Raw genomic sequence first — 26,341 nt, forward strand, 5'->3', positions numbered from 1 at the left:
GGTGAGATTAGTCCATGAGTATTACTCCTGAGTCGGTACAAGAATTATTAGCTTCGGAAGATTTAGGCGATCGCCTGCGTGCGGTCAATCAAATCCGTACTTTGGAACCTGCTGCGGGGTTTGAATTATTGCAAACAGCGATTCAAGACCATCATGCAAGGGTACGTTATGCAGCAATCAGTCAAATGGATACTTTGGGTGGACAAAATCCCCAATTATCCCTAGAAATTTTACGCGATCGCCTCCTCAATGATAAGGAACCCGATGTCCAAGCAGCAGCTGCTGATTGTTTAGGTGCTTTAAAATTAACCGCAGCTTTTGAGGATTTGTACCAACTCTACCACTCCACCTCCGAATGGCTGATCCAATTTAGTATCATTGCCGCATTAGGAGAAATGGGTGATCCCCGTGCTTTTGAACTTCTCCAACAAGCCCTCAATTCCGACAACGAGTTAGTTCAAACAACTGCAATTCGAGCTTTAGGTGAACTTGGCAACCCCGCAGCTATTCCCCTACTTGTACCCTATGCAAATAATTCGGATTGGCAAGTTCGTTACAGTGTTGCTTGCGCACTCAATTTACTCAATCAACAGGGTGATGATGCTGCTAAATCTACCCTTGCAACCCTAGCTGAGGATGAAATCGCTGCTGTTGCAGAGGAAGCACAACGCGGCTTAAATGTTTAAAGTATTTAAGTGTTCCGGAATACCCCACACATGCGGGGGTTGCTGCCAGTGACGAGAATCACACCTGTTAATGATTCATGTCCTAGTAAAAAGGTAATTTCACTGACATAGTTATAAATAACTGAACTCTAGCCGAGTCATTAATAGGGAACACACTGGATAGCCGACAGTCTTGTCAGAGATTGTCGGTTTTTGCTATTTCCATCGTGATACCAATTGGAAAAATACCACGGATAAATTTTATTCGTACGGATAAATTTGATTTGTAGAGACGCGATATATCGCGTCTCTAAATTCAATATATCCCGTCTCTAAATTCAGCAATTTTGATGAGTGACCAAAATCACACCCAGCCATGACCTAAGTCATTTTACGGAGTGCGATCACCCTGGAATAATCGAAGATGACTGAACTCTAGCCGAGTCATTTAATAGGGAACACACTTAGCTACCGATGGATTTCACACATCTGTCGGTTTTTTTATATTTTATTCCTACTCCCTCTGCATCAAGCAAGTGACCAAAATCACACAAGGTCATGATTAATGTCATTTATGTAGACAAGGAAAAAACCAATAATAAAAAACAACTGAACTCTAGCCGAGTCATTAATAGGGAACACACTGGACGACCGACAGCTTTCACGGACTGTCGGCTTTTTATTTTTGATTGGGAAATTATTCAACTAAACCATGCTGGATTGCAAACCTAACTAATTGGGAACGATTACTATTATTTGTTTTGTGTAATAAACTGCTGACGTATTTTTCCACAGTTCGTGGACTTAAATGCAATTTGCGACCCATATCCGCATTTGATAAACCTTGACACAGCAGACTCAAAACTTCTCGCTCCCGCTTGGTGAAAGGTTCTGCTAAAAGGGTTTCTCGTGATTTTTGTTCTGAATCTAATTCGTCATGACCCGATTCTTGATAAACTGATTGCAGGAATTGCGATCGCTTGAGTAAATTCCGAATTGCTGCTCCTAATTCTTCTAACTCAAAGGGTTTGGGTAAGTATAAGTCACAACCTGATTCGTAACCGAGAATCCGCTCCTGGGTTTGATTTCGCGCTGTTAATAGAATGACAGGGAGAACCCCTAAATTCGGATTTTGTCGTAGACGACGCACCAATTCGTAGCCATTCATCCGTGGCATAATAATGTCTGTAACGATCAAATCAATCGGATTACTCTCCGCGATCGCCAAGGCTTTCTCTCCGTCACCAGCAACCATCACCTCGTATCCACATAACTCCAGATAGTCGTTAATAGAGATACAGGTACTGAAATCATCATCGACAACGAGGATTTTTAATGACATCGAACAATCCCCCTCGTATTCGCTATTCTCGGAATCACTTAACAATACAAATACTCGTCAAATTTAAGCATCAAGCAACAGTTTTTGATTTTACACTTTGAAGAATACATGATTATAGATTTATGAATATACAATCCAAAATAGCAAACAATATCTATTTATAGACGTTTTCTCTCAAGATTTTCCCCAAAATACGATTATTAAGATGGTGATCTACAGAGGTGTAACAATTATTACCCAAAAACAATCCAGAATCAAAAATTAATAAAGGAATTAAATGCGAATATTAATTAAAAATTTTACGTTGTGTAGAGACGTAGCATGGCTACGTCTTTTTTAAATATGTAAAAATAATAGAATGTATTCTGAGATACGTAGTATTATTCAATAGGTGAGATAAAATCCACAACCCATCCTGACTCAGGTTATAGTATTTTACTATACTGTGAGCAGTTAGCTATGTATCCTAATCCAAGAGATTTTGGCAATTTGGCAAGTCCAATTTCTCACCGCTATTAGTATAGGTGTTTGTAAACCTACAAAGCAGAGAACCGCAACAAAAATCACAGAATCAAACAGTAACCCGTTAATTTTGAATTAGCAAAGATATAGCTTGCTTCCCCAGGGGGATAAAAAATACAGGGTTAGAGAAATTCTTGTTCATGAGTCCATATTGGATTCTCATATTCTATATTACCTGATGTCTAGGTAAAATAATTACTTCGTCCGATTAACTTCCCTATCTTTACAAGGAGGGAGGACAGGGGTGAGGTGTTGCTTTAATATTTAATTATCTCTACCCACCTGATTCTGTATTATTTCCAAAATGTATTTTTTCGCTTTGACTTTACATTTTTATTCTGCGTAAACTCATCAAGATATATTCTTATAAGTGGTGTGCTATGGTATCCAGCATCGATTTTATTCGTGACAGTTGTATATCTCATCTAACGGAGGAATATCCAACTGTTACACTGGTTGCCAACGGTGCGGAAATCGAATTTTTACCGTTAACAGATTTCCCGATAGTGCGTTTATCGTCACAGATTGTGGCAAAGTTAAGGCCTATTTATCAATTATATAAATCCGAAAATAAATTATTGTCTCGTCAACCGGCTTTTTTTCGGTTGGTGCAAATGCTAGTGACGGTTGCATTGATTAATTTTCATGCTCGTCGTCAATTTCCGGAAGATTCTCGTTATTTCGCTAAATTGAATCGTCAGGATTTTGAGAAGCATAAGGCTGCGTTATTGAAGCAAGCACAAAAGTATGATGCTAAAGCCGCATTAAAATTACAATCTCACCCCCATTATTTAAATCCAGATTTAAATTTTCAGCAGCAGCGATTGGGATGGTTAGATGTAACTAAAAAAAGTATTTATAGACTGATCAGAATTTTAGATAATTTCCTGTATCACCGTCAAAGTGATAGACATAACTCAGAAAATAGTTGGGATGATAATAATTGTAATTCCGTCAATCTTGAAGAATTGATTATTCAAATTTGCGAAAGAATTGAAAATTTAAACTTAGTTGCTCGTCCCGGTGAAAATACTTTAGTTGTGGGGATAGATGGTTCGGTACATGGTACCAATCCAGCTAATATTCAAGCCTATGAACGGCTTTATCGTACCCACCAAGATACCCGCTTCAATTTCCGTATTTATAGTGGTCAAGAAATTGGATTTCCGGTTTGTAATTCGATTGAGGAAACAAATCAAATCTATGATTTTGTCGTCACCACATTAAAAAAATATGGCGTCAATTTTACCACCACAGCCGGAGTGCATTTACATGTGAATGTGAGCAATAGTAGTTTATCAGTAGAAGATACGATCGCGCAAATTGGAAATACGACCATAGCCACTGCTGCGGTGTCTCAGGTATTAGAAAACATTTTACCAACTACCCGTCGCCAAAACACCTATGCAATGACTTTTGCAGACCAGGTAGAAGGACATATTTGCCGTCATCAACGTCCCCTGAGTAAACTGGAATATGTGCAAAAAAAAGTGAAAATGATGCAGCAGGCAGTTTTATCGGATGCGGATTTATTACTTGATAAAAATGCTGCAATTTACGAGTTTATTTTAGGGTTGACCTATGGTATTGCACCAATTCAACACGAATATAATTATCAACAAATTATCGCCATCAATAGTAAATCGCCCCCGGAAATTATCCGTCAAGCTTCCATTATTGCCCGCAATCCTCGCTACACATCCATTAATATTACACCCTTTCTCCAAGACCCGAATAAACCAACCTATGAATGGCGAGTTTTAGCATCCTGTGAGGACAGTCAATTACAGGGGAAATTAATGACATTTTTATATCGAGTCATTAGCTATCAGTATCAGGTTCAACGGACGGAAGTGATTACTGACCATAACCATAATCTCGATTATTTATATTTTTATTATCCAGATGGTAGGGTGAGAACTATTCAAAATAGCCTTTGGGATTGGTTGGATTTTACGGACTGTTTAGAATTATTTACTGCTGCCGATTTTGATAAAATTAATAATCCCGATTATTGGCAAGCCTATGATATTAAAAATCAACAATATCTAGACCTGGATGCTAATCAGTATTGGGCTACAGGTCAATTTTACCCTGCACCAATTATTACTGATTTTCCATTAGAATTAGGGCAAGATAATTATCTGAATCATTATTCAGAAATACAGGAACCAATCGAACAAGATAGGGCAATTCTTGACTTCCTCAATTTTGTTTTTGATATCTGAAAATAATTACTTCTTCTCATTTATTCTGAGATTCTTGCTTGATGTAGAGGGAGTTTTGTTGGGTTCCACTGCGTTCCCATGTTAAGCTTTGCCTATTGCATAACGAATTACTTTTCGATCCAAAAGGCGATCGCAATACCCAAAATTAGAATTATAATTGTTCACATTTTGTATTAAAATCAAAATAATCGTAGAGACGTAGCACCGCTACGTCTCTACTACACGACGTAAAATTTTCAATTCATATTTGTGTTCAACAACGTCCCAAAATTGAATATATGGCGATCGCATGACTTTGAATTATAAACCCCCTCCTCCCTGTACAGACGACCCGACAGTTCGTCTCTACGGACTACTAACTCAGTTGAGCAACAATTTGATTTTCCAGGAGCATATCATTGGTAAGTAAATCTTCAACACTGATGCGGAGGAATCGTTGCTCATCCACCATAAACCGGATTTTAATGCGATCGCTACCGGGAAAACCAGGTGGTGTTAATTTGGCGATTGTTCGCGCTCCTTCGCTGTCATTCAATGGTTTAACGCTGGTAACACCTGTATCTACCCGTCGGGTAATCAAGCGATCGCCATCAAAGTAAACTTCGGTTCCCCCCGTATCTGCACCCAGTTCTCCCATGATTAATTCGATACTGGGTTGGTTTTCCCTAGATGCACCTAATGCTAATTCTACTGGGTTATTCATGGGATAGGGTTGTCCTGCGGGGATAATCGGATGCCATGCATGGCGATTGTTGCGTCGATCCCAGTAACGGATACCATAACTGTGGTAGAGAAAATCTTTAATTTCCAAGCCTTGAGCAATTTGTAATGCACCTTGAGCGATCGCTTCAAAGGGTCGTTGACTAAGAATTTTGCTATCCTCAAAATATTCCCGTATCCAGGTTTGGAAAGCTGGTAGTTGAGATGTACCACCCACCAATAACACTGCACTAATATCGGTAATTTCCACCCCTTGACGACGAGCTTGTTGCAACAAACTTGTCATCGATGCATTTAAACGGTCTTGAAAACCATTGGTTTGGAGGATATTTTCTAAGCGATCGCGATTCAGTTCTAATTCATAGGTTTCTAAACTATCTTCATCGAAATAAACTTCGCTTGCTTGATGAGCGCTGGAAAGTTGGATTTTGATCCTTTCAGCGAGTCGGGTGGTGAAAGCATTTGGAGATAAACCTTGATTTTGGGCAAAATAATCAACAATCCAATTATCGATATCCGTTCCCCCTAAATTTTGTCCAGCTTTAGCTAATACCCGTGCAGTTTTCACCTTTTGTTTAGAATCCTCCGCTAGGGATTTATTTCCCCACTTAAGGAGGAAACCAATGGGTTTTCCACCACTTACCCCCTGGACACCCTGATCCAACTGCACCAACGATAAATCTAAAGTCCCACCCCCAAAATCAACAACCAGTAAAATCTCCTCCTCCGTCAAACCGTAACCTAAAGCTGCAGCTGTCGGTTCATCAATAATCCGTACCTGCTCCACGGGTAAGGATTGACACACCCGACCTAACCAATGGCGATAGGTTTCAAAACTATCCACAGGGGTGGTTAAAATCAGGGAATCTTCAACTTCCGTATAGGAATTGCGCAATTGATGAATTACCTGGGAAAGAAACCATTCCCCTACCTGTTCAAAGGTAATAGTTTGACCATCCAACTCCGGTAAAAACCCTTGAATATCCGTACCAATACCCCGCTTAAAACTGCGGAAAAATCTTGCATCGGAAGCAATATCTAAACCGCGATCGCGTACCTGTTGACCCACTAGAATCTTGCCAAGGGTAGCATCTTCAACATAAACCAAACTGGGAATCAACGGTGGATTTAAACCCTGTTGCAGCGATAAATTGGGTATGTTGAGGGTTTCAGCTTGACCAGTTGCGGAATTCCAACGGGCAATAACCGTATTACTAGTACCAAAGTCAATTGCGATCGCCATTGAGTAATTTAGTAATTGATAATTATCTGCATGAAATTATTAATTACATTAAGATATTATCCCCCATCGGGTCAAACGATTTTGGATTTTAGATTTTGGATTTTGGATTCAGAAAGCGGGTACGTCGTTGTTTTGTGTGTGTAGAGACGTAGCAATGCTATGTTTACACTACATAAGTAATACAAACCATCAAACCAAAAAATCCCTGATTGTTACCGCAGACTGCCCACCGACTCGTATGATGATTAAAGAGAATAAGAAATAGCCATTTCAAAAACGGCATAACATGGGTAGTATTTGGGAACTGGATTTTTACTCACGTCCAATCCTGGACGAAAATCAAAAAAAAGTTTGGGAGGTGTTGATTTGCGAATCTCCCCAAAGTGTGAATGACGATTGGAAAAATCTGTTTCGCTATGCGCAGTATTGTCCCAGCACGGAGGTGAATTCCGTCTGGTTACGTAATGCAATTCAAACTGCTGTGACTCAAGCTGGTACAGCACCGATGCGCATTCGCTTTTTTCGGCGACAAATGAATAATATGATTACCAAGGCTTGTAATGATGCGGGGATTGCTGTACAACCGAGTCGGCGAATTTTAGTACTACACCAATGGTTGCAGGAACGCATGGAAACCGTCTACCCCAATGAACCGGGTTTTCAGGGGGGAACCAATCCCTCGGTGCGTTTAGATGCACCCTTACCGCAACGTTTACCCGATGCATTGGAAAGTGAAAAGTGGGGATTTGTCACTTTAGCTGCTAGTGATTTTACGGATATGCCCGATTGGGAAATTGGTTTTGCCGAAGGATTCCCCTTGAGTTTAACGGGAATTAGTCCAGAGACAAAAATTCCCGGAATATTACTGTTTTCTGCACGAGCTTTACCTGTAGCAGCATGGATGTCTGGATTAGAGTTAGCATATCTACGATTTGATCCGGGTCAAGGTGGACAAATGTTATTGGAAACAGGTGCTACCGAAAGCTGGATTTTAGCTAGTGTGCGAAATCCTCAACTTTTAACCCAAGCTCAAAATTTTGAAACAGCCAAACAAGCAGCGAACGGTGTACATTTTCTCGGTATTCAAGATAATCCTGAATCGGAAGCTTTTACTGGTTTTTGGTTATTGCAGGAGGTACAATTGCCGTAAATAGGGTTTGCTGAATTTTGACGTGAACCGAAACAAAAAATATTTACAACATATGTATTTACAACATATGTAGAGACGCGATATATCACGTCTCTACTAATCCAAAATCCAAAATTGTTTGCTTTCTAGGTAATAACAGTGGGTTTATCCATACCCGTATTCACTTTAATTTGAGCAATCTCATCGGCAATTTGAATTAAATCACCTAACGCTTGCTGAGTCTCAATATCTTGTTTACTCACATCGGGTTCATAACTTTCCAAATATACCCGTAACGTTGCTCCCTGGGTTCCCGTTCCCGAAAGTCGGAACACAATCCGCGAACCATCGGTAAAACCAATTCGTACACCTTGGTTGGTACTGACACTACCATCCACAGGGTCTGTATAACTAAAATTATCACTATATTCCACCTCATAGCTGCCATATTTTTTACCTGGCAAACTCGGCAGAATTCCTTGGAGATTTTTCATTAAAGTATCGGCACGCTGGGAATCAATCGCTTCGTAATCATGACGAGAGTAATAATTCCGACCATACTCTTGCCAGTGGGCACGAACTATTTCCTCCACCGATTGCTGACGTACAGCCAAAATATTTAACCAAAATAATACAGCCCAAAGTCCATCTTTTTCCCGGATATGGTTAGAACCAGTACCGAAACTTTCCTCACCACACAACGTCGCCTTACCCGCATCCAGCAAATTGCCAAAAAATTTCCAACCAGTGGGAGTTTCGTAACAATCAATACCTAACTTAGCCGCAACACGGTCAGGAGCTTGACTAGTCGGCATAGAGCGAGCAATTCCCGCAAGTCCCCCAGCATAACCGGGCACCAGTGTGGCATTCGCCGCCAAAATCGCCAAACTATCACTAGGAGTAACAAAAAACTTCCGCCCTAAAATCATATTGCGATCGCCATCACCATCGGAAGCTGCACCAAAATCCGGTGCATACTCACCAAATAACCGCTCTACCAAATCATGGGCATAAACTAGATTCGGGTCAGGATGACCACCACCAAAGTCTTCTAGGGGTACACCATTCATCACCGTACCCACAGGTGCGCCGAGCCGTTTTTCAAAGATAGCATGGGCATAGGGACCTGTCACCGCGTGAAGTGCATCGATACAGATACGGAATTTGCCGTTGGTTAAAAGTTGTTGCAATGCATCAAAATCAAACAAGGATTCCATCAAAGCTTGATAATCGCTGACCGAATCAATCACTTCCACGGTCATACTCCCCAGTTTCGTTTCACCTAGGGTGTCAATATTCACATCCTGACTATCGAGGATTTTGTAGGTATCAATGACTTTGCTGCGAGCATAAATAGCCTCTGTTATTTTCTCCGGAGCCGGACCACCATTACCAATATTATATTTAATCCCAAAATCCCCATTTGGACCACCAGGATTATGACTAGCAGAAAGAATAATACCACCCAATGTGTGATATTTACGGATAACGCAGGAAGTCGCCGGAGTCGAGAGAATACCTCGCTGTCCCACTTTCACTAAACTAAAACCATTAGCCGCCGCCATTTTCAAAATAATTTGAATCGCTTGACGGTTATAAAAACGTCCATCACCACCGAGAACTAAAGTCGCTCCGGTACAGTTACCAATCGCATCAAAAATCGACTGGACAAAATTTTCCAAGTAATGGGGTTGTTGGAAAACACTAACAGCTTTACGTAAACCAGAAGTACCTGGCTTTTGGTCACTAAAAGGTGTTGTGGCAATTGTCTGGATAGTCATATACTTTGTTTGTGAGGTTTCCTGGGGCGCGATGCAAACCACCACACCATTTAAAGATTAAATAAATAGCTTCCATTACAGTAATACCTCACAGATGACCCCTATGGATAAGTTTTTTAATTTCAACCCTGTAATTCCTCAGTCGGATTTTGCCCCTAATTGGGCCACAAACTGTTGATGTTCCGGAGAATTTAACCCTAACTGTAACACCTCTAATACCCTTGCCATCTGATTATTCAACAGTGCATCTACCGCTAACCATAAACCCGGAAATCTCTGGGAACAAATGATTCCCTGCTCATTCACTGGTAGTAGCCGATACTCCTCCGCCTGCAAGCTATACCAATCTAATTGATTTTCAAAGGATTGCCAGATGATATATTCCGATACCCCATTGCGACGATAGACTTGCTTTTTACTACCAGTATCAATAGCCGCACTACTAGCAGCAATTTCCACGATTAATTCGGGAACCCCTTCTAAATATCCATCCTCCGTCAAGTAGGATCTTCCCCCCACCGCTTGATCCAATATCAACACGATATCAGGTTGGGGTTCATTATCCAGGTCTAGGCGAATTGTTGGCTCAATCCCAGATAATGTACCCGGTGTATAGACGACATAGGTTCCCAGCCAAGTCGATAGACGGCTGTGGGGTTCAGCGTGTTGTTGAAAACGTAATGGAGATGCCACGTAAACAATTCCTTCAATTAATTCGGCTTTTCTGATGTGGGGTGCTGCTTTATACCGTCGTTCAAATTCCGGACGAGTCAAGCGATCGCCGTTTTCCAGGGGTGGTATTTGCTGGGTGTTGAAGCGAGACTGGTGGTTTATATTGGTTGTCATGATTTCCCTTTGTTTAAATCGTCCCCAAGTAGTTTAATTGTATAAGTCGCTGGAGAAGGTGTGTAATTGATGTGGTTCTCAAAGGTCAAAGATGAAAGCTCATAATAGCCCAATGTACAACTTATACCGTTTTACTGTGGTGTTGATCGATTTAGGAGAGCAGGGGATGCAGGAAGAGTAAATGTATCAAAATTTTCGTGAAATGATATTACACAAAAAACCGTAGACACGCGTAGCGCAGCTGCTCTTGGAGATGAAAGTGTTTTTCCCTACTCCCTGCTTTCGTCACAGACTATTCCTCTTTCTGCAAATCCAGCTTGCTACAGACCAAAGAGATATATCGGCTCCGTACATATTAAATTACGAATTACGTACACGAAGCGTTGCCGCAGGCTATTACGAATTACGAATTACAAAAAATCGTGCTGACTATACTAGTTATTTCATTAGCATTTTACTTTGCCTTGAATTTGGGCGCAAATGATGTGGCCAATGCGATGGGAACTTCCGTTGGTTCCCAAGCAATTACCCTCAAACAGGCTTTAATTATTGCGGGAATATTGGAGTTTGCAGGTGCGGTACTATTTGGGGAGGGGGTGACGGGAACTTTAGCCACGAAAATTGTGAATCCCAGTCAATTTGCAGATACACCCTCTGTATTGGTGTTGGGGATGGTTGCAGTCTTAATTAGTTGTGGTGGATGGTTACAAATTGCCACCTTACTGGGTTTACCCGTTTCCTCCTCCCATGCAGTAGTTGGTGCGATCGCCGGATTTAGTTGGGTCGGATTAGGTCTGGATGGAGTAAATTGGCATTCTCTGGGTTTAATTACGCTGGGATGGCTGATTTTACCCGTTATGAGTGGAGCGATCGCAGCTTTGTTCTACAGTCAAATTCGACACTGGATTTTGGATACCCACCAACCTTGGGAACGTTTAAACGAGTGGATTCCCTGGTTAAGTACAATTTTAGTGGGGGTTTTGGGGATAATTATTTTACCTCAAATGACCCAACCTCTCCAGACTTTGCTTCATCAATATCTCACTTGGGAAATCCCGACCTCCACAATCACATTAATCATCGTGGCTTTACTTTCTCTGGGTTTGAGTATATATCTTTGGCAATTATTAACCCGACTAGAATCTCCATCTAACTTCTCCCCGGAAGTAATTTTTAGTCGATATCAAGTTTGCAGTGCTTGCTGTGTTGCTTTTGCTCATGGTTCCAACGATGTGGGCAATGCGATCGCACCTTTAGCTACCATTTTAACTATTCAACGCTTTGGAGCAATACCCCAGTCCCAAATCGAAATCCCCTTGTGGATTCTAATTCTTGGTGGTTTGGGTATAGTCACTGGGTTGGCTCTTTTGGGGAAAAATGTGATTACCACCGTTGGTGAAGGTATTATCAATTTGCAGCCTAGTGACGGTTTCTGTGCAGAACTAGCCACCGCAACCACTATTTTACTCGCTTCTAATCTCGGTTTACCTGCTTCCACTTCCCATGCTCTAATTGGTGGGGTCGTGGGAATTGGTTTAGTCAAAAATCCCCATCTAGTCAAGTTTACTAATCTCTATAGCATTTTTACGGCTTGGGTGGTGACAGTTCCCATCAGCGCTGGTTTAGCTGCTATTTCCTTCTCTGTACTGAGAATTTTCCTCATTTAACTACTGCTAGACATCTGATAATTCTGGCTTTCGGGATGGATATTAAACCTCGTCCGTAATCAAAACTGGAGTTTTCGTCATTGCACTTGTTCGCGTCGCAATCTCAATAATCATGAGTGAAAACTACGGTTCTCAATTCAGGGACATGATTTAACAATCCTAAACCACTACAATCACAACCGGAATCCTTACAGATATAGGTTAAATTTAGATTAATACATAGAAATTATTAGACAATTTAACTAGAACTTGGCGCAAATTTGCACGAGTTTGGAAATAACCCTTTAATCCCATCAATCAGAGTTTCATTTTTAAATTAGAACAGGTGGCAATTAAAATTAAAGATAGAAGCAATGCCAATTTAGACGGGGCAATGTTACAAAATAGCGAATCCACTTACTATGCTGTATTGGGACTGCATCCCTCTGCATCCCCCATCGAAATACGTCGTGCTTACCGGGAACTAAGTAAACGTTATCACCCGGACACTACGGATTTACCAAACGCGATCGCCACAGTAAAATTTCAGGAAATTAATGAAGCCTATGCTATCCTCAGCAGTCCGGAACGGCGATTTAATTACGATATTCAAATTGGTTATTCCCGTTGGAGTGTGATCCAACCCCCAACCGATTTAAATTACCCTCTCCCACCGCGTTATGACTGGACAAAATCTGCCTATCTAGACGCAACCGAACGTCCCCTCTCCTCCGGTGAGATTTTTGCTTTATTTATGTTGGGGTTAACACTGGTAGGTTGTTTATTTTTAGCGATCGCGATCGCAGCTATTCGTGGAGACAATCACCTACATCCCCAATTATCTCTGATTGATTTGTCTTCGACCCTCAGACAATTTTGGATTTTGGATTTTTGATTTGAAAACCCTTATACAACCCTAGTTTCCAATATTCATCTGTCGCATTTCTTTTCCAAATTGGTATCAGATCCGCGATCGCATACCCAATCTCTTGTATTCCCCATTCTCGATATCCCCACTCAAATCAGCGATCGCATACTCCTGTATCCTGTATTCTGTATTTTGTATTCTCAATCCTATGCTTCCAGCAGAAACACCTTTATATAACCACCCTCTCCCCCAAATCGAAGAATGGCTTCGTCTACGGGGATGTACACAAGATAGTAACGAGCTTCATTGTTGGCATTTATCCCATCCCAATTGGCAAGCAGAAATTTGGCTTGATATAGAACAAATAACTGTCTGCTACCTCAAAGCTGGAGAAAATGGTCAGGATATCCAACGCTCTTTTAAATACTCCCTCAGTCGTAAAGATGTTGAAGAGGCAGTGTTTTCCGGTCCTTAAATAGATTAAGAATACGACATGAACCCGGGGACAAATGTATTTTGTCCCTCTTTTTTTTCATTTAATTTACTTAACATTTATTCATAAGAGTTATTATAAAAGAACAATAATTAATATTTTATTAACAAGAGAGGAACACAATGCAAGCGTCAGTCACCGAACTGAAACTGCAACGGATTACAACCCTATTATCTGTAGCCATCATTACATTTACCGTTGTGGCAGCATTTACAGGTGTGTTATTGTCCTTCTATTACGAGCCCGCAGCAGGGAGAGCCTATCGTTCCCTCGAATTTATTAGTACTGCTGTTCCCTATGGTTGGTTATTTCGTAAAGCCCATGATGTGGCAGGAAATGGCGTAATTGTCATTGCCCTGATCCAAATCGTGGTCATGTTCATCAGTCGTCAATTTCGTCGTAGCTGGCTAACTGCTTGGATTGCGGGAATTTTCTTTACCCTCAGTGCCATTGGTTTAGGATGGACGGCGATGATTTTGAGTTGGGATCAAGAGGGCTATTGGCGCTTGAACATTGAGTTAGGAACGGTTTCTGCCATACCTGTAGTTGGTGGATTGCTGCGAACAATCCTAACTGGTGGTGATGGAATTAGTACAATTACAGTACAGCACTTGTACACACTGCATAGTTATGTACTTTCAAGCGTAGCGTTAATATTTGCGATCGCTCATTTAGTCAGTGTATTCAGACAGGAACAAGAAGCGCGAGCGGAGTTACCAGTTGATGGTTGTCAGTTGACCGTTGATAGTTAGGGTGTAGGGAAAAAGTCTTTTAGTGGGGTTGGGGAGTAGGGAATAAATATTTTTAAGCCTTGATTTTCACTTTTCACAGGTTCAGAAAACTACAAATAATATCTTTTCTCATTTGGACACAACCAAACATCAAACAAGTTCATTTCTACTCCCTATTCCCGTACAGACGACCCACCGGGTCGTCTCTCCCTAATCCCTATTTTCGAGAAAACCCTTATTGTCCATTCGCCACTCGTGCTAGACCCTTAAGTGAAAGTTCTTCGCTTTGAACAAAATTTTCTAGAGATAAGCGGGTGGATTGACGTTCACCAGATAATTGCTTGAGTAAATTAGGACGAGGGTCGTGTAATAGATAGATAATGCGATCGCCTACTTCCCATTCCTGTCTAGCGGAAGCGACTAGTAAAGACCCATTACGTTCAATTACCAAGGGAAGTAAATCACCTGCATTCATCAAGGTTTGTAATTGAGACTGTTGGTTTTCCAAATTATCAGCTTCTAAGGTGATTTTCCCCAGTTTGATTCGTCCTTCTTGAATGTATTCATTCCAAGTTTTAATTGCTAAATCAGACATAAAAGCTTGATCCACCAAACTTTCTGGAGTTGTGCTTTCCTGGGTTTTACGGGGGAACACAGCTAAAACGCGGGGTGGACTAAATTCCTCAGCAGCACGTTGGGCTAAGACAAAATTTACCTCACCATTTTTAGTCATTGCCACAAAAGTGCCTACGGAACCTAAACCAGCCGTATCTAACACACCCTCATCTAAAGCACTGCTGACAATCAAGCGGATATTCTCATCTTCTGCTAGTTGGGATGCGTTGGGGTCTGTATCAATCATCACCACTTCTTCCCCATGCTGTTGAAATAAACGGGCAATTAGTAAACTTAGGGGATTGCAACCGACAATGACCGCACCTTTAGTTTCATCGGCTGTAATCCCTAAACAGCGAGCAACCCAACGAGCGGTTAAACCTTGACAAACCACGGTCATAATAATCGTTAAAAATACCAAAGCCTTGACCGCATCACCACCATTGATCCCGCGTTGCGTTAGGGAAATGGCAAACAGAGATGCAACCGAAGCACAAACAATACCCCGTGGTGCAATCCAACTTAAAAATAACTTTTGGCGGAAATTTAAATTGCTATCCCAGGTACACAAGAAAATATTTAGGGGACGGACGACGAACATTAACACCAAAACCGTAAATAAGCTACCCCATCCCAAAGCAAACACACTGGCAATAGATAAATCGGCTGCCAGTAAGATAAATAGAACCGAAACACTCAAAATTGTCAATTGACCCTTAAACTGGCGTAATTTGCGTTCTGCGGGAACCGAGGAATTGGCAAATACTGCTCCAGCCATCACCGTAGCCATTACCCCCGATTCACTGCGGATACTTTGGGAAAAGGTAAATATTGCCCACAAAATAGCTAAAACCACCAAGTTTTTTAACTCAGAGGAAATAAACTTAGCATGTTTAAAAATTAAACTCATCCCATAGCCACCGACTCCACCGATAGCAGTACCAACACTGAGACGGATTAATAAACCTGCGATCGCAGTCCGGGGGTCAGCATCGCCATTCACAATCGTATCCAAAACCACAAATGCCAGGATTGCCCCTACAGGATCGATAATCACACCTTCACCCTCCAACAGGGTGGCAACACGTCGATCGACATTAACCTGCTTCAGTAAAGGACTAATGACCGTAGGACCGGTGACAACAACGATTGAAGCATACAAAATTGCGATCGCCCAAGGAAATTCCCCCAGCCAATGAGCAGCCATACTACCACCCACCAGCGTCACCAAGGTTCCCAAAGTCACCAAAAGTTGCAGCGTCCGTGAGACTTTGCCTAACTCATCTAAATCTAAATTTAATCCCCCCTCAAACAAAATAATTGCCGTCGCCAATGACACAATCACTTCCAACCCCACACCTAAAGTGTGGGGATGTAAAATTCCGATTGCGTCCGAACCCAGAATAATCCCAAACAACAGTAAAAATACAATGCTGGGAACACGCAGGTACGCAGCTAGTACCTGGGCACTAATTCCGGCAACAACCGCAATCACCATCTGGAGGGTGATTTCAAAGGATGCGTCCATACAGGAAGTTTCGCTCGCAACAACTTCTACTCTTTTGTCAAGAATAGCAAAGACATCTTTGGGCGCGTAAAATATTCAGCTTAACATTTAGCTCGAACATTATAAGGCAAATAACACCTGAGCAAAAAGATTTTCCAAAAACCTTTTGATTTTTCATTTTATTCGATACTTAACAGAGTGGTCATCTCAATGAGAGGTCAATTTGAGTCCATATGTCAAAATTACACCATAAACCCTGAAAAAACATTCTTTTCCGTTACCTACAATCTTTTCCCCTCACCCCCGATTCCCTACTCCCTACTCCCTATATTTACCAGTAAGAAAATTCCTTTTTCCCAACCGCAAAAAATAATCTGACAAAAATGTTGACATTTACTGGATTTTTGGTTAAATTAAAGAACGTCGAGAGTTCTTAAGCCCCCATCGTCTAGAGGCCTAGGACACCTCCCTTTCACGGAGGCGACGGGGATTCGAATTCCCCTGGGGGTATTATAAAAAATAAAATATACAGGTAATAGAGGGTGAGACATCCGAATTTTACCCTCTATATATTTTTCAACAAATTTATGAAATTTATGATGAATAGCTATCAAGTTTTTGCTTAATCGCTAGTAAATTAACCTGCAAATCTTGACTTAAACGGCGTTCAATAATATTTACAGGTATAATACGCTTGGGAACAACACAAACTGTGTAGCAGAGTTTCGTACCACTACCACAACTATGGGTGTAGGGTTGTAGTAACCAGGAACCGTGATACTCCTTGAGATCACCCTCAACGAGGGAAAATTTAATTTCCTTGGGATAATGCTCCTCTAAATCAATAATCACACGGGCTGAGAAGTTAAAATTAAGTAGGCGTTGTGCCCCAATCTGTTCTAATCGAATCCCACCCGATGGATGTTCCAGCTTGCGACTAGCAGCTAAATTGGGGATAAAATCACTTAAACCCTCATAATTAGTAATTACCCGCCATACTACCTCCACGGATTTGGGGATATTAACACTAGCAATAATTTGGCGTTTGCGCTCCCCTAACTTAATCACTTCGATTTGCACCGAATCATCGGTTTGGTTTGGGTTGTGGTTAAAATTGGCGTATTGTTCGGTCACTGTCGTCAACTCTTGTTTTGCGTCTATTTGGTCTCGTCAGAGAAGCGAGGGAGGGTTAAGATAAAACGGACTTTACTCAGACCTGATTCATCCTCAATCGGGGTACTTTCGACCGTAATTTCCCCATTCAAGTGTTGAACCAAGGATTTGACCAGAGCTAAACCCAGTCCTGTACCTGGAGTCCATCGACCACGACCGCGACGGAATTTATCAAATATATATGTCGCTTCTTCGCTAGAAATACCACGCCCAATATTAGTTATTTCAATAATAACGCGATCGCTTTCAGCGTTTATCTGTTGTGCGGCAAAGATATGCACTTGGGTATCTGGTTGGGAATATTTACTGGCATTAGTCAGTAATTCTTGGAAAATCCGCTCGAAGCTTTCAATTTCTGTTTCTAAAGCCAAGGATTCCGGGGGTAAATCCAGAGTCACCGTTAGACCCTTTTCGGCTAATTTCGGCGTAAATGTCTCAACAATTGCTTCTAAACGTTGATTTAAATCAATTTCTTCTAATTGGGGACGTTCTTGGTGAGATTCCAGTTTTTGTAATGTTAACAAGTCATTGATTAAATTAATTTCTTTACTACATTCCTGTTCCAGGATGTCCAGATACCGCGCTTGACGTTCAGGTGGAATCGTTGGTTGACGCAAATTCCGTAGAGCCATACGCATATTGGTCAAGGGATAACGCAACCTATCGCTTAAATTACTGAGGAACTCGTCCTTCAACTCATTTAGTTCCCGTAATTGTTCCACGTACTGACGTGTCTTTTCATACAACTTGGCTTGAACTTCCAAACTTCTTTGCAATTGAGCAGTACGCTCATCCACCAACATTTGCACTTGACGAAGTGTTTGTGACTGGATAATCGCATTCCCAACTTGAGCGCAAACCATTTCCACAATATTTAGCTCCGTTGCATCCCAGACGCGATCGCCCATCTGCTGAAGAACAACAAAACCAAGGATTCTTCCTTGACTTTCTAAAGGCATGAGCAACGTTGATCCATATTTTTCTGTTGCCAACAATGGTGAAACGCTTGTACTACCACCAATCTCATCACGGCTATTAATCACAACGGGTTTACCCTGATCAATAAAAACACGTTGACACAGAGAGCATTCAGAAAGTAAAAACGTAGAGGCTTCGTTTTGTTTTGTCACCTCAGTGGGTGTGGTTCCCGTTTTTAATAGCCACTCGCTGACTAGATTAACTTTTGCTTTGGGAATTTGGTGACGGGGACGAACCCGGAATAGAGGATCGGTATATTTGAGTAAAATTAACAAACCCCGATCAGCATTTAAAGCTTCCGCAGTTGCAGCCGTAATTAATTGCAGCATTTGATTCAGTTCCAAACTGCTGCGACTTAGTAAAGATAATTGTTTAATTAGATTTTGGTGCTGGGAACAGGTTTGGACAAACCGTTGTTGAAACGAGATTAACTGGGTTTGGGCTATGTGGGCAAAGGCGATCGCGCAACTTGATTCTAACTGATTCAGCTTTTGTTTCTCTGCCAAACTCCACTCTTGGGGTTGGGATTGCACTAAACTAACCACACCGTTATTTTTGCCAGCAAAGCGGGTCGTAATTGCTAATACCGATTTCAGGGGTATCGATAGATTCTGACAACCAACCACCAAGCTATTCTCAATCAAAGAAATATCTGCAATCGAAATTGGTTCCGATGCACACTGCACCACGGGTAAATCAAGTGGTTCCAGGGAAAACATCTCATCCACATCTGCCGACATTAACTCCGGTCTACACCAATTAGCCGTCGTCATCTGACTGCCATCTTCCCCTAAAACGGCGATCGCGCAGCAGTCCACATCAAACGTCATCGCAAGAACTTGAGCCAATTCTTGCAGCATTTGCACCGGGAGCATCTCACTGGCGATAATTTGATTAATTTTTTGCGCCACCTGATGGACAGGTTCTTCCTCGTGCGACATCAGCGCTCCATACTTTTGTTCCTATAACGGTTTTCGGTCGCCATAACTGTACTGGGATGACGATAAACCCTGTTCTATTCCCGATATAATCTTGGAAATCGACTCCATTCTGTTTCTACCCACCCTCCTCGCATTTCCTTAGCCCCTGATTTTCTTATAAGCAACCTGATTTTCTGATTCAACTTTCTTTCGTTGTCAACTCTCACCTGTTATAGCTCCTTTCTTGCCGATACGCCAGAATCACTAATACTGTAAACAAAAAATAAATATAAAAGAATACCTAGTATGTATCAAAACTCTGATGCTAAAGCTAGATAAAATCTATGATTAGGATTGAATCTCTCAACTCTTACCTAGGATATCTTGCTTTTTTAGTACGCATAAACCGTAAATTCGCTAATTTAGCTGATAAAACTCCATAAACTACATCCGCATTACTACTGATTACTAGTGAGACTGAGCGTATTTCTACCCAGAAGACGAGAGGAATCTCTATTAAAGCATAGTTATCCCCGATGTAAAAACGACCAGCCCCAGTTTACAACCTGGAGCTGGTAAAATTTGCAAAAATAGAAAAGTAAACTTGTTAGCCAGCCAAACTTTCTAAGCTTAACGGTACCATATCGCCTGTTTGCGTAAGTCCTAGTAACATTTGTTGCTGCGGTTGAATCACCTTCCCTGTCAGTACACACCGTTCTTCCTGTTGGGCGATCGCGGGGATACTCACACGAATATCCATACGTGAAAATCTTGGTTTCCAGTCACCTGATTTTTGTTGAACATAATTCCACAAAATATCTCGAATCAATGCTTGATAGCCTTGATTTCCAGACAGGTCTTTCAGTTTATCCTTAAGCTCCCGTTCCAGACGAATACTGGTTACTTCCATCTCAGTGGTGGGAATACGAGTCATTGTATGCATTATTTTTCTCCTTTTTCCTGTTAGAGGTATGGACAGGATAGTAATACAAGTGTAGTATGTTTAAAGAAATGATCAATAGGTGAAATTTTTGTGACAGCCATCTATCCCCCTACCAACCCTATTGCAAAACCACGTTGTGAAACCCAATCAAATTGGGAATCCTTAATGTTGCTGGTGAAGTATTTATTTACGGGAGTTGGTGTCCAAAATAGTAGCCCATCAAAATTGGGGGATGGTCAAGATGGTCTCAAAAATAATTTAAGAGTTTCCAGCATTATTATTGCTGTCAATCGTCGAGTACATAAGTTAGAACAAATGTATAGAAGCGGGAGGTACAGAATTAACCATGCTGTACCAACATAGACAAAGAAAACTTGAAAAAACTTTCAGTTCTCAACCCCCGCTTAACCCAATCTAGGAAAAGTGGGGGTTTTGATTATGGCAATACAAAACGCCGAATCTCAGGAGAAACAAATTCTATTGGAACTAACTTTCTCAAATCACCAACAGAATATTAATTTTTGTTAAGGGAGAAAAGTCAAAGGTACTTCATCCCCTACCCACCTACCAACTAACCCTTTTCTTTTCACCTTTGCTCACCCAGTATTTTTTGATTGGTAATGTATCTGCGCACAAAAACAACAGCACCCATCCAGCCAAGAATTGCACTCGCAGGGCAATTTTGGATGATAGCCCAAGTATCCCTGGAATCACAGGAGCGCATGAATAATGCTGAAATTGACCTATACCGAAACCAGTTTTCACCTTGAATCGATAGCTCAGTCCTTGGAAGATTGGGTACAAGCACGGGTTAGATTGGCGCTACGCGTCGGTCAAAGTTTCTGCGTCGAACCTAGTACCGCATCTTTTTTGCTGCCAAATTACTTGCTTGGAATTGAACAACTGCAAACCGAATTACGTTTTCCAGATAGCGAAAACCTATCATTAGCTGTGTGTGATACAGAATATATTGAGGTGATACTGCGCGGTGCGTGGTTAACAAGTGGGTGCAATGAAGATATGGGTGTGTTTGTCACCGCTATGCGGGAAAAAACGGAATTATTTTTGTATAAACTTTGGCAGGAAGCCCAGGTTTGTCAAGAAGTGAGAAGCTTTTAGTCTGAATTTTCGGTTGGCGCAATGACGCTAAAGCGCAACTAGGAGCCTAAATAGGATTACTGTAATTATCTAGTACAGGTTGGCTGAAATAAACCGAGTATTAACTTTTCATCTAGTGACCATGCTCCGCGTGGTCGCTTAGTGAGTTGAAGGCTCTGCCTTCATTCACGAAGCAGGAGCCTCGCAGATTCTGCACCCACGCGGAGCATGGGTGCGAGGGAAAATTTTTCCTCATGCCTGATTTACTCTTTTGAAAGAATAAAATTGGGATGCGTCAATTAACTATTTACCTGATTTAGATGAGTTTATGCCTTTTAGCATCAAGCTAAAAACTTGATGGATTAAGAGTGTGTGATTACCTCCTAATCAATGAAATGATTTAATCTGGCTAGAGAATCACGAATACTAAATAGTTTTATGAAGTTCATCTCTAGTCGTGTGAGCCTAAGTTATAATAGTTTCTTATTTTAGATTAAATTTTAGTGATGATTTCAAAAAGTAAATACAAAGTTTTTGTGAAGCTACTTTAATTCCAGAATCTAGTGTAATAGTATTTATTTGTTGAAATAAAAAAACGTATATCCATATACTTTTTCTCTTTGGCTAGAGTTAAGACCTGTATTTCTCACAAATTCCTCAAGCCTAAAGGGAATAGGGAGTCGAAGGAAAATTCATCCATCACTCAAGACTTATAATTTACTTGTGAGACATCCGGGGAATGTGTTCACATTGTTTAGACTTAGGAGAATAAGGACGCTGGATCTTTTGGAACGCTGTATTTTAGAGTTTGGGATGTGTACCGCTCTTGGATTTACCTTTTTGAAGAGGGCTGTTTATCCGAGATTATCTGCCTAGTACCTCGTAAAACTTGCGATCGCAATTTCATGACCTAATGTATCGTGATTTTATTTGCGATGGAATTACCTCAGCGTCAATAAAAAAATGCCATCACCTGCACCAGCCATAATTTACACTGTGGCTCGCACTTTAGTGTGCCGCAAGCTAAAGATTATACTTGAATAATTTTCCTTAGAGCCACAACAAATCCTAATTCCGGAAAAAATCTTGTGCATGTTACATACATAACACATATATAACATTCATGTAGCTACATTCTGATTGCCGGCGAACTATCGAGAATTCCCAAAAATAACACTTTGGCGCTGACTTAGTACATTTGGGTACTTTCAGTTATTTTATAAATTTAACACAGTATCTTATCATGCTTCAGACCACTAGTCAAGATATCTGTTACAGAATCAAAATCCGGTTGTCCAATGTCAAATTTTTCAATTTGTGGTTAAGTCGCTGCTAGCTTTGGGGTTTAGAAATTATCCCATCATTCCCCCAACTCGCCATTAACAGGCAATATCAGTATTAGTCAGTGTGAGTTTTCAACATCAGCATTAATATCAATACCACCGAGTGGGGAACAGGAAAGTGTGTAGAGGACGGTCTTTGATAACACTTATCAGGATATTCGGCGTTGCTAAATTTCAGCATGAATTCCAAGTCTATTGTCGAGACGTAGCGAGTTTTTGTTTCCTGATTCAGAGGCACTTTCTCTTGTAAACGAATCTCCGATGCTGCTGCGACAAAACTAAATATGAAAGTAGCTCTGGTTACTGTTTCCCCTCCCCCATTCCTTTATTTTCAACAAGTCTTCTATGTCGTTAGGACATTAATATTCGGTTGATGTTCACGACAAAACCAAACAGTGAAAATAAGCTATTCCTACTTCCCACTCCCATCACTCCCTACTCACTCTATTTACAAGCGAGGAGATTTCATGACGACAGTCTTTTATCTACCAGATACGGGTGAAAAGCTCATCAGTATTTTGGGAGAGAACCTCTCGGAACAAGACCTACAAACCTGTTTAACAGGAATGGAAGTAGTGGAACCGTCGGTTACGAAGCAATTTTGGGAATCTTCCCAGAATCACCCAGGTATATACATGATTTTGACGGGTAAAGTCCGACTTTCAGATAGTTTTGATCATTTAATTACGACCTTATCTGCTGGGTCTTCCTTTGGAGAGATGACCCTATTTCCCCAAGAAAACTTTATTCCCTATAGTGCTAGAGCTTCCAATAATTTAAAGCTGGGATATTTCCCCCAAGAATTGCTGCAATCATTAATACACAAATATCCCCCCATTCAACAACACCTATTTACCCGCGCAGAACTGTGGGATTTGTTATTATTATGTCGCCAAAATTCCCAATTTCCTCCCCATGTGTCCCAGGTGGAAGGATTTCTCCAAGCTTTATCATTATTTGAACGTCACGATTTAGTTAATTCAGTAGATACACTGCTGAATTCAGAGACAAAGTTGTGGGTGTTACGTCAAGGTGAACTACAGGATTCTGATGGGAACTCTTTGAGACCAGGTAATATATACAGCCAACTACATCTGGGAAATTGGCGAGTTAAAGAGACTGCGATCGCCTATATTCTTAATCAAGGTAATTACCAATTAGCTCGAAAATACTGTCCTTCATTAGCATTATTTTTTGATCCCCAGGAATCCCTGGAAGCGACAGTTAACCTTCCCCGTCGCAGACCCACCAAAAAAGTAGAACAGTTAGAAACTCCAGGGAAAATTATTGCCTTTCCCCAAAAAACTCCAGAAACCAAACCAAAACCCCAAAAATCACGTCCCTACTTCCCTGGACCAAAAGTGCAAATGGGTCACTGGTGGGGAAGATTAACTAAACGTTATCCCTTCTACGCTCAACAAAGTGCTTCCGATTGTGGTTGTGCTTCCTTAGTCATGATTGGTCGCTATTGGGGGAAAAACTTCAGTGTCAATCGCTTACGGGATATGACCAACGTCGGTCGTAGTGGAGCTTCCATGAGTGCGATCGCCGCAGCAGCTGAAAGTTTAGGTTTTGCTAGTCGTCCCGTCAAAGCCACTCTAGATAAACTTGCGGAACAACCCCTACCTGCGATCGCCCATTGGGAAGGAAATCACTTCATCGTTATCTATGCAATCACTAAAACAAAAGTAATTGTTTGTGACCCTGCAATCGGTCAACGTACCCTAACTCGTAAGCAATTCGTCGCTGGTTGGACAGGATACGCATTACTTTTACAACCCACATCTCTCCTGAAGAATACTGAAAATCAAGATGTGGGTCTATGGAAATTTTTTGAGCTAGTCAAACCCCATTACAAGGTACTCATTGAAGTGTTTGTGGCTTCAGTGTTGATCCAGTTATTTGGTTTAGTAACACCGGTTTTTACCCAATTACTGCTGGATCGAGTTCTTGTACAGCGCAGTTTAGCTACCCTCAATGCTGTCGGTTTGGGGATGATTGTGTTTGGTTTATTTAGCATTGTGATGAATGCTGTGCGGACATATCTGCTCTCCCATACTGCCAACCGGATTAGCATCTCCCTATTGGTAGGTTTTATTAAACATACTTTTCGCTTACCCCTAGCCTATTTTGAATCTCGTTACGTCGGGGATATTATTTCCCGCATCCAGGAAAATCAGAAAATACAGAGTTTTTTGACTGGTCAAGCCTTGTCCATCATCCTTGACATGCTGACCCTAGTGGTGTATTTGACTCTGATGTTTTCCTACAGCTGGCAAATGGCCCTATTTGTCCTCGCGACAGTTCCCCCATTTTTTATCTTGGCACTAGCTAGCACGAGTATTTTACGCCGTATCTCCAGGGAAGTTTTTAACTCTGGTGCCAAAGAGAACAGCTACATTATTGAATCACTGACAGGAATTCGTACCGTCCGTTCCCTAGCCATTGAACAAACAGTACGTTGGCATTGGGAAGAACTACTGAATGATTTAGTCCGAAAAGCCTTCAATGCTCAAGTTATCGGTATTCGCCTCTCAGTTATTAGTGGAGCAATTAATACCTTCACCAGTGCAGCACTGATGTGGTTTGGAGCTTGGCAGGTAATTCAAGGTCAACTTACCGTCGGTCAATTGGTAGCATTTAATATGTTGGTGGGTAACGTGTTGAGTCCATTCCAAAGATTTTCCCAACTGTGGAACGAATTCCAAGAAATCATCATCTCCGTCGAACGTCTCAACGATGTCCTGGAAGCGGAACCAGAAGAAGACCTACACCACAAACCCCGTAAGACTTTAGGAAAATTGCGGGGACATATCCGTTTTGAAAACGTTACCTTTCGTTATCACCCCGAAAGTAAAACAAACGTTCTGGAAAATATCAACTTTGAAATTAAACCAGAGCAAATGGTAGCCCTAGTGGGACGCAGTGGTTCCGGTAAAACCACCCTTAGTAAACTGATTTTAGGTTTATACCCGGCGACAGATGGCAAAGTACTGATTGATGGTCATGATGTGAACGGGTTATCCTTGCGATCGCTCCGTTCCCAAGTAGGTGTTGTAGACCAAGATACATTTCTGTTTGGTGGTACTATTCGGGAGAATATTTCTATCGCCCATCCAGAAGCAACCCTAGATGAAATTATCCAAGCAGCAAAACTAGCTGGGGCTGATGAATTTATCCAAAAACTACCATTAGGCTACGATACTCAAATTGGTGAAGGTGGGGGGATGCTTTCTGGTGGACAACGCCAACGTTTAGCTATTGCTCGTGCTTTGCTGGGAAATCCCCGCTTGCTTTTATTTGATGAAGCCACTAGTCATTTAGATTCGGAATCAGAGCGTATTATTCAGAACAATCTGAAAACTATTCTCAAGGGACGCACTAGCGTTATTATTGCCCATCGTCTTTCCACGGTACGCCATGCTGACTTAATTTTAGTTCTAGATCAAGGTGTACTTGTAGAAAGTGGAACCCACGATGAATTAATCGCCAAACAAGGACATTATTATTACCTGAATCAACAACAACTAGCTCAAGTAGAATAAGTCTT

The 26,341-nt window shown here is 41.3% G+C and carries 18 protein-coding genes and 1 tRNA gene; 11 read left to right on the top strand and 8 right to left on the bottom strand.

Going from position 1 to position 26,341, the window contains the following annotated elements; all coding sequences use genetic code 11:
- Positions 1-14 precede the first annotated feature (14 nt).
- Entirely contained in the window at positions 15-686 is a 672-nt protein-coding gene (gene nblB, locus CDC37_RS09880) for a phycobilisome degradation protein NblB (protein ID WP_096621631.1), read from the top strand.
- A gap of 676 nt (positions 687-1,362) precedes the next feature.
- On the opposite strand, the gene CDC37_RS09885 is transcribed toward nblB, so the two are convergent.
- A complete protein-coding gene (locus CDC37_RS09885; protein WP_096621632.1) occupies positions 1,363-2,007 on the bottom strand; it encodes a response regulator transcription factor in 645 nt (214 codons plus the stop codon).
- A gap of 902 nt (positions 2,008-2,909) precedes the next feature.
- Here CDC37_RS09885 and CDC37_RS09890 point away from each other — a divergent pair.
- Positions 2,910-4,757 carry an amidoligase family protein gene (locus tag CDC37_RS09890; RefSeq protein ID WP_096621634.1) on the top strand — a complete coding sequence of 616 codons (1,848 nt, stop codon included), beginning with the start codon at positions 2,910-2,912 and terminating at the stop codon, positions 4,755-4,757.
- A 355-nt stretch (positions 4,758-5,112) separates the two neighbouring features.
- On the opposite strand, the gene CDC37_RS09895 is transcribed toward CDC37_RS09890, so the two are convergent.
- Positions 5,113-6,720, bottom strand: a complete 1,608-nt coding sequence (locus CDC37_RS09895) for an Hsp70 family protein (RefSeq protein ID WP_096621636.1) — start codon at positions 6,718-6,720, stop codon at positions 5,113-5,115.
- Positions 6,721-7,006: 286 nt separating this feature from the next.
- Here CDC37_RS09895 and CDC37_RS09900 point away from each other — a divergent pair, with 286 nt between their 5' ends.
- The gene (locus tag CDC37_RS09900; protein ID WP_096621638.1) at positions 7,007-7,870 is read left to right on the top strand and encodes a Tab2/Atab2 family RNA-binding protein; all 864 of its coding nucleotides are present in this window, start codon (positions 7,007-7,009) and stop codon (positions 7,868-7,870) included.
- A 125-nt stretch (positions 7,871-7,995) separates the two neighbouring features.
- Here the strand turns inward: CDC37_RS09900 and CDC37_RS09905 are convergent, their stop codons facing one another.
- The gene (locus CDC37_RS09905; RefSeq protein ID WP_096621639.1) at positions 7,996-9,630 is read right to left on the bottom strand and encodes an alpha-D-glucose phosphate-specific phosphoglucomutase; all 1,635 of its coding nucleotides are present in this window, start codon (positions 9,628-9,630) and stop codon (positions 7,996-7,998) included.
- Positions 9,631-9,768: 138 nt separating this feature from the next.
- Positions 9,769-10,476 (bottom strand): Uma2 family endonuclease, encoded by a 708-nt coding sequence (locus tag CDC37_RS09910; RefSeq protein ID WP_096621641.1) that lies wholly within the window; start codon positions 10,474-10,476, stop codon positions 9,769-9,771.
- A 425-nt stretch (positions 10,477-10,901) separates the two neighbouring features.
- On the opposite strand from CDC37_RS09910, the gene CDC37_RS09915 reads away from it, so the two are divergent.
- The 4 genes from CDC37_RS09915 to CDC37_RS09930 all read left to right on the top strand — a co-directional run bounded on the left by CDC37_RS09915 (position 10,902) and on the right by CDC37_RS09930 (position 14,235).
- Positions 10,902-12,143: an inorganic phosphate transporter gene (locus CDC37_RS09915; protein ID WP_096626065.1), complete on the top strand. Its 1,242-nt coding sequence runs from the start codon at positions 10,902-10,904 to the stop codon at positions 12,141-12,143.
- Positions 12,144-12,516: 373 nt separating this feature from the next.
- Positions 12,517-13,017, top strand: a complete 501-nt coding sequence (locus CDC37_RS09920; protein ID WP_096626067.1) for a J domain-containing protein — start codon at positions 12,517-12,519, stop codon at positions 13,015-13,017.
- A gap of 181 nt (positions 13,018-13,198) precedes the next feature.
- Positions 13,199-13,465, top strand: a complete 267-nt coding sequence (locus CDC37_RS09925) for a DUF3143 domain-containing protein (protein ID WP_096621642.1) — start codon at positions 13,199-13,201, stop codon at positions 13,463-13,465.
- Between the two features lie 140 nt (positions 13,466-13,605).
- Positions 13,606-14,235, top strand: a complete 630-nt coding sequence (locus CDC37_RS09930; RefSeq protein WP_096621644.1) for a cytochrome b N-terminal domain-containing protein — start codon at positions 13,606-13,608, stop codon at positions 14,233-14,235.
- Between the two features lie 214 nt (positions 14,236-14,449).
- Here the strand turns inward: CDC37_RS09930 and CDC37_RS09935 are convergent, their stop codons facing one another.
- Positions 14,450-16,357 (bottom strand): cation:proton antiporter, encoded by a 1,908-nt coding sequence (locus CDC37_RS09935; protein ID WP_096621645.1) that lies wholly within the window; start codon positions 16,355-16,357, stop codon positions 14,450-14,452.
- Between the two features lie 416 nt (positions 16,358-16,773).
- Between CDC37_RS09935 and CDC37_RS09940 the strand changes: the two genes are divergently transcribed.
- Positions 16,774-16,846 (top strand) — tRNA-Glu (locus tag CDC37_RS09940).
- Between the two features lie 84 nt (positions 16,847-16,930).
- On the opposite strand, the gene CDC37_RS09945 is transcribed toward CDC37_RS09940, so the two are convergent.
- From CDC37_RS09945 to CDC37_RS09955, 3 genes are all read right to left on the bottom strand, one after another.
- Positions 16,931-17,470 (bottom strand): SRPBCC family protein, encoded by a 540-nt coding sequence (locus CDC37_RS09945; RefSeq protein ID WP_096621647.1) that lies wholly within the window; start codon positions 17,468-17,470, stop codon positions 16,931-16,933.
- A gap of 23 nt (positions 17,471-17,493) precedes the next feature.
- Positions 17,494-19,428: a GAF domain-containing sensor histidine kinase gene (locus CDC37_RS09950; protein ID WP_096621649.1), complete on the bottom strand. Its 1,935-nt coding sequence runs from the start codon at positions 19,426-19,428 to the stop codon at positions 17,494-17,496.
- Positions 19,429-20,014: 586 nt separating this feature from the next.
- Entirely contained in the window at positions 20,015-20,350 is a 336-nt protein-coding gene (locus CDC37_RS09955) for a hypothetical protein (RefSeq protein ID WP_096621650.1), read from the bottom strand.
- Positions 20,351-20,440: 90 nt separating this feature from the next.
- Between CDC37_RS09955 and CDC37_RS09960 the strand changes: the two genes are divergently transcribed.
- The 3 genes from CDC37_RS09960 to CDC37_RS09970 all read left to right on the top strand — a co-directional run bounded on the left by CDC37_RS09960 (position 20,441) and on the right by CDC37_RS09970 (position 26,336).
- Positions 20,441-20,713 (top strand): hypothetical protein, encoded by a 273-nt coding sequence (locus CDC37_RS09960; protein ID WP_096621652.1) that lies wholly within the window; start codon positions 20,441-20,443, stop codon positions 20,711-20,713.
- 366 nt (positions 20,714-21,079) lie between these two features.
- Positions 21,080-21,469, top strand: a complete 390-nt coding sequence (locus tag CDC37_RS09965; protein WP_096621653.1) for an alr0857 family protein — start codon at positions 21,080-21,082, stop codon at positions 21,467-21,469.
- Between the two features lie 1,789 nt (positions 21,470-23,258).
- On the top strand, positions 23,259-26,336 hold the full coding sequence (locus CDC37_RS09970; RefSeq protein ID WP_096621655.1) for an ABC transporter transmembrane domain-containing protein: 3,078 nt from the start codon (positions 23,259-23,261) through the stop codon (positions 26,334-26,336).
- The last annotated feature ends 5 nt before the right edge of the window (positions 26,337-26,341 follow it).

Origin of the sequence: Calothrix sp. NIES-3974 (assembly GCF_002368395.1) — a bacterium.
In the GTDB taxonomy this organism is placed as follows: domain Bacteria; phylum Cyanobacteriota; class Cyanobacteriia; order Cyanobacteriales; family Nostocaceae; genus NIES-3974.